This window comes from Limnohabitans sp. (assembly GCF_030158565.1).
In the GTDB taxonomy this organism is placed as follows: domain Bacteria; phylum Pseudomonadota; class Gammaproteobacteria; order Burkholderiales; family Burkholderiaceae_C; genus Limnohabitans_A.
Genome location: NZ_JAOASQ010000041.1, coordinates 1 through 10,453, shown reverse-complemented (window position 1 = coordinate 10,453; position 10,453 = coordinate 1). Strand labels below are relative to the sequence as shown.

Genomic DNA, 10,453 nt, shown 5'->3' with positions numbered 1-10,453 from the left:
CAAAGGAAATCATCATGGCATCAGCTAAGCCAAAGAAAAAGAACCCCCGTCTTGCCTCCGGCCGTAAACGCGTCCGTCAAGACATCAAGATCAACGCTGCGAATTCTTCGCTGCGTTCCAAATACCGTACAGCTGTGAAGAACGTCGAAAAAGCCGTTGCAGCTGGCGACAAGACCAAAGCCACCGAACTGTTTGCCAAGATGCAAGCGGTTGTGGACACGATCGCCGACAAGGGCATCTTCCACAAGAACAAGGCTGCTCGCGACAAGAGCCGCCTGAGCGCCAAAGTCAAGGCCTTGGCCCTGGCTGCAGCCTGATCCGCTTTTAAAGATCAACAGCCCGGCCGGAGTCTTCTGGCCGCCGTTTGAAACGGGTGCGCTGTCAGCGAAACCAAACCGCCTTCGGGCGGTTTTTTCATTTGTGGCTTCGATGCGCCGCGGTGTGCGTGGCGGTGTGCGCCTCATGATTCGCAAGCTCATAAAATCGGCGCCCACCGCCACGCACACCACAGCTCTGCAAACGCAAGAGCATGAAAAAACCGCCCGAAGGCGGTTTGATGTTCTGGGGGGGTGATTATTTGGCAGCCGGCAGATCAGGCAACAAGCAAGCTTCTGCCACTTGCAGGCCGTTGTCGCGTGCAAAGTTCATCACGAAGTCCCAAGCCATGACGTCGTGATCGCGCAGGTCGCGATGGACCACCACGCATTTAACCCCGGCCAAGGTCGTGGGAATGCACCAGGGGGAATAGCTGAGGTGGCTGCCCGGGGTCGCGCCACCGGGGCGAAATGGGCTCATCACACCTGCCAAACGTTCGGCCCAGTCGCTGGGGCGGAATGTTCTGCCATCCTGGGTGATGCCCTGGATGAAAACTTCTTTGGCGTTGTTGGAAACCATCGGATAGAGGTATGAATGAGGACTTTCCAGAGACCGGGATCACCGAGCTCTGGTTTACCCGAGTATTGTATCTTATATAAGACTTCAATCCCGTGACAGCCGTCTTCAGGCCGTCATCAAACTGCCTCTAAAATCTCGTTTCAGCGGCCCTCTTCGTTGGGCCGATTTTATTTTTGGAGTTCACGCATGTCCGCTTTCATTGAAGCCGCCTCACCGCACACCATGAACACCTATGGCCGACTGCCGATCGCACTCAGCCATGGTCAGGGTTGCCGAGTCTGGGACGTCAATGGCAAGCAGTACCTCGATGCCCTGGGCGGCATCGCCGTGAACACCCTGGGCCACAACCACCCCGAGCTGGTGCCCGCCTTGCAGGACCAGATTGGCAAGATCATCCACAGCTGCAACTACTACCATGTGCCCAATGCCGAAAAGCTCGCCGCCAAGCTGGTGGAGCTGTCGGGCATGAGCAATGTGTTCTTTTGCTGCACGGGCCTGGAAGCCAACGAAGCGGCCCTCAAGCTGGCGCGCAAGTTTGGTCATGACAAAGGCATTGAGCGCCCCGAGATTGTGGTCTATGAAAAAGCCTTTCATGGCCGCAGCATCGCCACCTTGAGCGCCACCGGCAACACCAAGATCCAGGAGGGCTTTGGCCCGCTGGTCGAAGGTTTTGTGCGCGTGCCGGTCAACGACATCGAAGCCCTGAAAAAAGCCACCGAAGGCAACCCCAATGTGGTGGCGGTGTTCTTCGAGACCATCCAGGGCGAAGGCGGCGTGAACCCCATGCGCATCGAGTACCTGAAGCAAGTGCGCGAGCTGTGCACCCAGAAAGACTGGCTGCTGATGATCGACGAAGTGCAGTGCGGCATGGGCCGCACCGGCAAATGGTTTGCCCACCAGTGGGCCGGCATCGTGCCCGACGTGATGCCTCTGGCCAAAGGCTTGGGCTCGGGCGTGCCGATTGGCGCGGTGGTGGCCGGCCCCAAGGCCGCCAACATCTTCCAGCCCGGCAACCATGGCACCACCTTTGGTGGCAACCCCCTGGCCATGCGTGCAGGCGTGGAAACCATCCGCATCATGGAACAAGACGGCTTGCTAGAGAACGCGGCCAAAGTGGGTGCACACCTGAAAGCCAGCCTTGAAAAAGCACTGGCGGGCGTGGCGGGCTTCCAGGAAGTTCGCGGTCAGGGCCTGATGCTGGGCATCGAGCTGGCCAAGCCCTGCGGCGCGCTGACCCTGCGTGCGGCCGAAGCCGGTTTGCTCATCAGCGTCACGGCCGACACCGTGGTGCGCATGGTGCCGCCACTGATCATGACCGAGGCAGAAGCCGACGAAGTGGTAGCCATTCTGGTGCCCCTGATCAAAACCTTCCTGGCAGAACAAGCATGAGCGTTCAGACCCCCGTGCCGGTGCGGCACTACCTGCAGTTCACCGACCTGAGCGCCGACGAATACGCGCATGTGCTCACGCGCGCCGCTGAGATCAAGCGCAAGTTCAAGGCCTACGAAAAATACCACCCGCTGGCCGACCGCACGCTGGCCATGATTTTCGAAAAAGCCAGCACCCGCACCCGCGTGAGCTTTGAAGCGGGCATGTACCAGCTGGGCGGCTCGGTGGTGCACCTGACCACCGGCGACAGCCAGCTGGGCCGCTCCGAGCCCATCGAGGACAGCGCCCGCGTCATCAGCCGCATGACCGATCTGGTCATGATCCGCACCTTCGGCCAGGACAAGATCGAGCGCTTTGCCTCGCACTCGCGTGTGCCCGTCATCAACGGCCTCACCAACGAATTCCACCCCTGCCAGATCCTGGCCGACATCTTCACCTACATCGAGCACCGTGGCGCCATTCAGGGGAAAACCGTGGCTTGGGTCGGTGACGGCAACAACATGGCCAACACGTGGCTGCAAGCGGCTGAGTTGCTGGGCTTCACCGTGCACCTGAGCACGCCCAGCGGCTACGAGGTGGACCAGGCCATTGCAGGCCTGAGTGGCAACGCCAACTACAAGATCTTCAAAGACCCGCAAGAAGCCTGCCGAGGAGCCGATCTGGTCACCACCGATGTGTGGACCAGCATGGGGTTTGAGGCCGAAAACGAAGCCCGCAAAAAAGCCTTTGCCGACTGGTGCGTGAACGAAGCCATGATGCAAGTGGCCAAGCCCGATGCTTTGTTCATGCACTGCCTGCCTGCACACCGCGGCGAAGAAGTCAGCGCCGAAGTCATCGACGGCCCGCAATCGGTCGTGTGGGATGAAGCGGAAAACCGCCTGCATGTGCAAAAAGCGCTCATGGAATTTCTGCTGCTGGGCCGCGTCCAATCCTGATCTGTCAACCCTGAACAATGTGGGCGCCATGGGCACTTCACGGGCCCATGGATACCGGGTCAAGCCCGGTATGACAAAGCCCTGCATTCACCTGTTGCCCTGACAAAGCACTCCATTCATTTGTCGCCCTGACAAAGCACTCCACTCACCTGTCACCCTGACAAAGCCTCCCATTCACCTGTCACCCCGGACTTGATCCGGGGTCCATCTCAAATTCACAGTCCATGTCTTCCTGCACCACCTGCGGCGCCTGCTGCGTGAGCTTTCGGGTGGACTTTTCCGTCTACGAATCCGAAGAAGGCGGCGGCGATGTGCCAGCTGGGCTGGCCTCGCCCATCACCGAGCACACCTGCCGCATGCGCGGCACCGACCACAGCCCGCCGCGTTGCGCAGCGCTCTATGGCAAAACCGGCGAGAAACCGATTTGCGGCATTTACGAATGGCGTCCCTCCCCTTGCCGTGAATTCGAAGAAGGCAGCGACGCCTGCCAGCGTGCACGCCAGCGCCAGGGCCTGCTGCCGCTCAACACCGCTTTGTGAGCCCCATCACACGGGCGTGACTCAGCGCTTGTGAGCTTTTGCACTAACATCGCCTGAACCACTTTCAGGAGACACCGTGGATCTGAACATCAACGGCCAAAGCCGAACCTCGACCGCCGACCCGAGCATGCCCTTGCTTTGGGTGCTGCGCGATGAATTGAACCTCACGGGCACCAAATTCGGCTGCGGCATCGCCGCTTGCGGGGCCTGCACAGTCCATGTCGACGGCCAGCCCGTGCGCTCGTGCGTGATGCCAGTATCGGCGGTGGCCAATCAAGCCATCAAGACCATCGAATCTTTGGGCACGGCAGAAAAACCGCACCCCTTGCAAACCGCATGGGTCGCAGAGCAAGTGCCGCAATGCGGTTACTGCCAAAGCGGCATGCTGATGGCCGCCGCCGCCCTGCTCGAAAAAAACCCCAACCCCAGCGACGCAGAGATTGACGCCGCCATGACCAATCTGTGCCGCTGCGGCACTTACCAGCGCGTGCGCGCCGCCATCCAACGCGCTGCTGCGCAAATGAAGAAAGGCGGTGCCGCATGAAACGCCGTACCTGGTTACTCAGCGCGCTCGGCGCGACCGGCGCATTGGTCGTCGGCTGGGGCGTGATGCCCGCCCGCTCGCGACTGGGTTCACCCGAACTCATGCTCCAAACCCAAGGCGATGTCGCCTTGAACGGCTGGATCAAGATCGCCCAAGACGGCGCTGTGGTCTTGGCCATGCCACGCAGCGAAATGGGCCAAGGCGTGCACACGGCGCTGGCCATGCTGGTGGCCGAAGAACTCGATGTGCCCCTGAATCGCGTACGTCTGGAGCAAGCCGGTGGCGACAGCATTTACGGCAACGTGGCCATGCTGGTGGCCAGCTTGCCGTTTCACCCGCTGGACAGCGAAGGCGAGCACAAACCCACCAAGATCAAGATGGGCGAATGGCTGGTGGGCAAAGTCGCCCGCGAACTGGGCCTCAACGCCACCGGCGGCTCGTCTTCGATTGCCGACTTGTGGGACCCTTTGCGCATGGCCGCTGCCACCGCGCGCGCCAGCTTGTTGCAGGCTGCTGCTGCGGCTTGGAAAGTGCCTGCCAGCGAAATCACCGTGACCGCTGGCGTGATGAAGCACGCCTCAGGCCAGTCAGCGCACTACGGCCAGATGGTCGCTGCCGCCTCGGGGAGCACGCCCTCGGGCATCCAAACCAAATCGCGCGAGAAGTGGCAACTCATCGGCCAAGCAGCGCCACGCACCGACATCCCGTCCAAAGTCACGGGCCAAGCCACGTTCGGTTTGGACGTGCGTCTGCAAGGCATGCTGTTTGCCGCTGTGCAAATGTGTCCCATGATCGGTGGCAGCGCTGCGTCCATGGACACGAAAGACGCCTTGGCTTTGAAAGGCGTTTCCAAAGTTGTGCCACTGGACGCCTGGGGCGGCGGCACTGCGGGCTTGGCCGTGGTGGGACAAACCACCTGGCACGCACGCCAAGGCGCGCAGGCCGTCAAAGTGCAGTGGCAGGCCCCTGCAACGGGCGCAGTAGACACCCAGCGCATCCAGGCGGACCTGCTCAAGGCCCTGAACACCGAAAGCGGCTTCGCCTTCCACGAACAAGGCGTGCCCACCCAGGCTGAAAAAGCCGCAGCCACCCGCATCGACGCGCTGTACCAAGCGCCCTATCTGGCCCACGCCACGATGGAGCCGATGAACTGCACGGCGCAAGTCAAAGACGGCAAGGTCGAGATCTGGGTGCCCACGCAAGTGCCGCAAATGGCCCGCGACATGGCCGCCAAAGTGGCCAAGGTGGACAAAGACAAAGTGACGGTCCATGTCACCCAGCTGGGTGGTGGTTTCGGTCGTCGCCTGGAGGTCGACTTTGTCGGCCAAGCCGTGCAAGTGGCCATGGCCTGCGAGGGCCAACCAGTGCAACTGAGTTGGTCGCGCGAAGAAGACATGACGCACGACTTTTACCGTCCCATGCACCTGGCCAAGTTCCAGGCCTCGCTCGATGAGAAAGGCGAAGTGACCAGCTTGCGCATCAAGTCGGCCGGTGACGCCATCACGCCGCGCTGGATGGCGCGTGCAGCGCCCCACCTGTCGGGTCCGATCGACATGCCTGACAAAACCGCCTCCGAAGGCCTGTTCGATTTGCCCTACGGCTTTGCCAGCCAACACATGAGCCATGTGGCCACGAAGTCCGGCGTGCCCGTGGGCTTTTGGCGCTCGGTGGGTCATTCGCACAACGCTTTCTTCTCGGAAAGCTTCATCGACGAACTGGCCGTGGCCACGAAACAAGACCCGCTGGCCTTCCGCTTGAAACTGCTGAAAGATGCGCCGCGCTACGCCGCTGTTCTGCAGTTGGCGGCGGACAAAGCGGCTTGGGGCACGCCCCTGCCTGCTGGCCGTGCGCGGGGCATCGCGCTGCACGAATCGTTTGGCTCCATCGTGGCGCAAGTGGCCGAAGTGTCCCTTGCCGACGGCCAGATCCGCGTGCACCGCGTGGTCTGCGCGATTGACTGCGGCACCGTGGTCAACCCCGGCACCGTGGCCCAGCAAATGGAAAGCAGCGTGGTCTACGGTTTGAGCGCGGCACTCTTCGGCAAGATCGACATCGTGGGCGGCGTGGTGCAACAAGGCAACTTCCCCACCTACCCGATGGTCTCGCTCAGCCAAGCCCCGCAAGTGGAAACCCACATCGTGCCCAGCACCCGCCACCCTGCAGGCGTGGGTGAACCGGCTGTGCCCCCGCTGGCGCCGGCCGTGGGCAACGCGCTGTTTGCCCTCACCGGAAAGCGGCAGCGGGTTTTGCCGCTGACCGCCTGAGCTCAGCCCCCTCGCAGGGCCTTGAGGATTTTTTGGCCGCCACGGCCATTGGCCTCATGGCCCAGGCGCTGCTGCTCGGCCCGGATTGCCTGGCGCGATGCGTCGCCCAACATGCCATCCACAGGGCCAATATTGTGGCCGCGCATCGTCAGCAAGCCTTGCAACTCGCGCCGCTCGGCGCGTGACAAGCCAGCGTCATCGGTCGGCCAAGGCGTGGCAAATGGGCCACCGCCGCGCAGGCGGTCGCTCAAGTGAGCAATTGCCAGGCCATAACTTTCGGCGGCGTTGTAGCTGTAGAGCGCGTCAAAATTGCGCGTCACCAAAAATGCCGGGCCGTTGGCACCGGCCAGCGTCAGCAAGCCCACATGGCCCAAACTTTCTGGCAAGGCGGCGCCATCGATGCGGCGCACGCCACGGGCGGTCCATTCAGACACCGGGCGCTTGCTACGGCGGCCTTCTCCGGCCAAAGAGAGGCCTGCTGGCAACTTCACCTCGATGCCCCAGGGCAGGCCGCGCTGCCAGCCTGCACGGGCCAAAAAGTTCGCGGTCGAGCCCAGCGCGTCCACGCTGCTGTCCATCAGGTCGGCGCGGCCGTCGCCATCAAAGTCCACCGCCAAGCGTTCAAAGGTGGTGGGCATGAACTGGGTGTGGCCAAAGGCCCCCGCCCACGAGCCCACCAAGCGATCGGGTGCGATGTGCCCGGCTTGCAAAATGCGCAGCGCCGCAAAAAATTCGCCTCTGAAATAGCTTTGCCGCCGCCCATGGCAAGACAGCGTGCCCAGCGCCTGCACCAGCGGGTATTTGCCAAAGGTCTGGCCAAAATTGCTCTCCACGCCCCAGACCGCCACCACCGTGGCCGGGTCCACGCCAAAGCGCTCTTCGGCACGCGCCAGCGCTGGGCGGTGCTGGGCCAAACGCGCCGCGCCATCGGCCACACGTTCTTCGTCCACCAGCGCCGACATGTAGTCCCAAATGGCGGTGCGAAATTCGGGCTGGAAGTTCAGCTTTTCAATGACGCTGAAGTCGGCCTGCAGGCCTGCCGTGTGGCGCGTCCAGGTGGCGTCGCTCACCTTGCCCGTGCGCGCAGCCGGACGCAGTTCGGCCATGCAGGCCGACAAATCGGTGTTCTGCGCCATGGCGGCGGGCGTGGCCAAAACCAGGGCCATGCAAGCCGCTGCCCAACGGTGGAGGCTGAACTTCGGCTTCATGCGTACACGCTCCGGCAAGAGGTCAGCGCCATGGCGGCAGGCTGCAGTGAAGAACGGTGTGTGGACATGACAATTTCCCTGAAATATTGAACCGGTGATGCCCCATGTGGGCGACAAAGCACGCCAGCGAATGTACAGGGGATGGCGGGCATGCGCTGCGTTCAGCGCGAACTCTTCGCGACGAGTGCGCCGCGCCCACAGGCAACCGTGCAAGCCTGTATCCCTGGGCGCGATCAATCGGTCGACAGAGGCCCACCCCCATACAACCAAGGCACATCCATCACCCTTTCGCCCATGAGCCGCATCGACAGGTTACGCCCCCAGGCCACGGGGCCGGTGGCGTGGAAGATGCGGCCGTTGCGAATCGCACGCGCCTGCACCTGCGCGTTGCGCGCCCAGCGTTGATTGGCATAGGCCTGCAAGCGCTCGGCCATGCTGCCGGTTTCTGCGCTCAGGCATTGCGCCAACACCTGTGCGTCTTCGATCGCCATGCCCGCGCCTTGGGCCAGATAGGGGCGCATGGGGTGCGCTGCATCGCCCAGCAAAGCCACGCGACCTTGAGCCATTTCATGAGGACCGGCCATGGGCGCACGGTCGTGCAGCGCCCACTGCCGCCAGGCGGGCACAGCAACCAATCGTTCGTGCAAATCCGCGCCCACCGCGCCCATGGCCTGCATCAGCGACTGGGTATGCCCAGCGCTGTCCCAAGCCTCGGCCTGCGCGGGCTTGTCGCCGTGCACGATGGCGATCAGGTTGAGCCATTGCCCGCCGCGCACCGGGTAATGCACCACATGCAGACGCGGCCCCATCCAGACGGTGACTTCATCCGAGCGCAAATGCACGGGCAAATCGGCCTGCGTCACCAGCGCCCGGTATGCCAAATGCCCAGTGAAGCGGGCCGGTACATCGCCCAGCAACTGGTGGCGCACCGCACTCCACACGCCATCGGCACCGATCAGCGCATCGGCCATCAACGGGGGTACCGTTGCGGCGCCCTCCCCCCGAGGTTGGGCTGCACCAGCGGCCACCTCTTGCGCTGTGGTCACGGCCAGGCCCTCAGCGGTCTCGCGCCAGCCTTGCACGGTTTGGCCCAGGCGCACATCCACGCCCACCGCCTGCACCGCTGTGTGCAGCATGGCCTGCAAATCGGCGCGGTGGATGGTGGCGTAAGGCGCGCCGTACAAGGCCTGCGCCCGCGCACCCAGGCGCAAACTGCCCAGCACCTGCCCTGTGCGGGCGTCGCGAGCCTGCAAGCGTTTGGGGAATGCCGCCACCTGCGCCAGCGCATCGCCCAGGCCCCAGGCCTGCAAAATGCGCGTCACGTTCGGGCCGATCTGGATGCCCGCGCCCACCTCGCTCAGCTGCGCAGCCCGCTCCAGCAACTGAACCGGCACGCCTTGCCGGGCACAAGCCAAGGCCGCAGCCAAGCCGCCAATGCCACCACCGGCAATCACCACATTCTGGAACCCCGCTGGGGCCATGTTTCTTGTCATGCGTCAATTGTGCCCCGGTCGGAGGAGGTCCAAAAAATTGGACAATCAAGGGCTATGACGACGATCAAATCCCCCGAACTTCTTTTGCCTGCGGGCTCACTCGACAAAATGCGCGCCGCCTACGACTTTGGTGCCGACGCGATTTATGCGGGTCAGCCGCGCTACAGCCTGCGGGCGCGCAACAACGAATTCAAACTGGAGCAAATCGGCATCGGCATTGCCGAAGCGCACGCCCGGGGCAAAAAGTTTTTTGTCACCAGCAACCTGCTGCCGCACAACGACAAGGTGCGCACCTATTTGCGCGACATCGAGCCGGTGATCGCCATGAAGCCCGACGCCCTGATCATGGCCGACCCGGGCCTGATCATGATGGTGCGCGAGAAGTGGCCCGAGATGCCCATCCACCTCTCGGTGCAGGCCAACACCGTCAACTGGGCGGCCGTGAAGTTCTGGCAGAAGATGGGCGTGGCCCGCATCATCCTGAGCCGCGAATTGAGCCTCGACGAAGTCGAAAAAATCCGCCAGGAATGCCCGGACATGGAGCTGGAGGTGTTCGTACACGGCGCGCTGTGCATTGCGTATTCGGGCCGCTGCCTGCTGTCGGGCTACTTCAACCGCCGCGACCCCAACCAAGGCACCTGCACCAACGCCTGCCGCTGGAGCTACGGAACGCAAGAAGCCACCGACGAAACCGATTCGGGCGAAGTCAAACCGATCAAGATGGAAGGCGACTTCAGCTTTGAACAAGAGCAAGAAGCTGCCGAGAAAAACTTCTCGGCCTGCGGCGACGGCCAGCGCCACCCCGCGGCCGACAAGGTGTACCTGATCGAAGAAGCCAACCGGCCCGGTGCGCTCATGCCCATCATGGAAGACGAGCACGGCACCTACATCATGAACAGCAAGGACCTGCGTGCGGTGGAGCTGATCGAGCGCCTGGTCAAGATCGGCGTGGACTCGCTCAAGATCGAAGGCCGCACCAAGAGCCTGTATTACGTGAGCCGCACCGCGCAGGTGTATCGCCGGGCGATTGACGACGCGGTGGCAGGCCGCCCCTTCAACCCAGAGCTGATCAGCGAACTCGACGGCCTGGCCTCACGCGGCTACACCTCGGGCTTTTTGGAGCGCCGCCCCGCGCAGGACTACCAGAACTACGAAACCGGCCACTCGGTGGGCCACCGCAGCCAGTT

At 62.8% G+C, this 10,453-nt stretch carries 10 protein-coding genes; 7 read left to right on the top strand and 3 right to left on the bottom strand.

The genetic code is table 11. The features are described 5' to 3' along the window. Positions 1 to 14: 14 nt before the first annotated feature. A complete protein-coding gene (gene rpsT, locus Q1W40_RS08945; RefSeq protein WP_300711066.1) occupies positions 15 to 317 on the top strand; it encodes a 30S ribosomal protein S20 in 303 nt (100 codons plus the stop codon). A gap of 256 nt (positions 318 to 573) precedes the next feature. Here rpsT and Q1W40_RS08940 read toward each other — a convergent pair whose 3' ends face one another. Next, entirely contained in the window at positions 574 to 894 is a 321-nt protein-coding gene (locus Q1W40_RS08940; RefSeq protein WP_108322207.1) for a DUF3579 domain-containing protein, read from the bottom strand. A gap of 186 nt (positions 895 to 1,080) precedes the next feature. Here Q1W40_RS08940 and Q1W40_RS08935 point away from each other — a divergent pair, with 186 nt between their 5' ends. From Q1W40_RS08935 to Q1W40_RS08915, 5 genes are all read left to right on the top strand, one after another. Beyond that, entirely contained in the window at positions 1,081 to 2,283 is a 1,203-nt protein-coding gene (locus Q1W40_RS08935; protein ID WP_300711063.1) for an aspartate aminotransferase family protein, read from the top strand. Then, entirely contained in the window at positions 2,280 to 3,218 is a 939-nt protein-coding gene (gene argF / locus Q1W40_RS08930; protein ID WP_300711061.1) for an ornithine carbamoyltransferase, read from the top strand. Before Q1W40_RS08935 ends, argF begins: the two co-directional genes overlap by 4 nt. Before the next feature lie 224 nt (positions 3,219 to 3,442). Beyond that, the gene (locus Q1W40_RS08925) at positions 3,443 to 3,757 is read left to right on the top strand and encodes a YkgJ family cysteine cluster protein (protein WP_300711059.1); all 315 of its coding nucleotides are present in this window, start codon (positions 3,443 to 3,445) and stop codon (positions 3,755 to 3,757) included. Positions 3,758 to 3,833: 76 nt separating this feature from the next. After that, the gene (locus tag Q1W40_RS08920; RefSeq protein ID WP_300711057.1) at positions 3,834 to 4,301 is read left to right on the top strand and encodes a (2Fe-2S)-binding protein; all 468 of its coding nucleotides are present in this window, start codon (positions 3,834 to 3,836) and stop codon (positions 4,299 to 4,301) included. Further along, positions 4,298 to 6,565 carry a xanthine dehydrogenase family protein molybdopterin-binding subunit gene (locus Q1W40_RS08915; protein WP_300711055.1) on the top strand — a complete coding sequence of 756 codons (2,268 nt, stop codon included), beginning with the start codon at positions 4,298 to 4,300 and terminating at the stop codon, positions 6,563 to 6,565. The genes Q1W40_RS08920 and Q1W40_RS08915 overlap by 4 nt, the downstream gene beginning before the upstream one ends. A 2-nt stretch (positions 6,566 to 6,567) precedes the next feature. Here Q1W40_RS08915 and Q1W40_RS08910 read toward each other — a convergent pair whose 3' ends face one another. After that, positions 6,568 to 7,773, bottom strand: coding sequence for a lytic murein transglycosylase (locus Q1W40_RS08910; RefSeq protein ID WP_300711053.1), 1,206 nt, complete (start codon positions 7,771 to 7,773; stop codon positions 6,568 to 6,570). Positions 7,774 to 8,006: 233 nt separating this feature from the next. Further along, positions 8,007 to 9,254 (bottom strand): FAD-dependent monooxygenase, encoded by a 1,248-nt coding sequence (locus tag Q1W40_RS08905; RefSeq protein WP_300711051.1) that lies wholly within the window; start codon positions 9,252 to 9,254, stop codon positions 8,007 to 8,009. A gap of 66 nt (positions 9,255 to 9,320) precedes the next feature. Here Q1W40_RS08905 and yegQ point away from each other — a divergent pair. After that, positions 9,321 to 10,453: tRNA 5-hydroxyuridine modification protein YegQ (gene yegQ, locus Q1W40_RS08900; RefSeq protein WP_300711049.1), on the top strand; the 1,133-nt coding region annotated here is incomplete at its 3' end.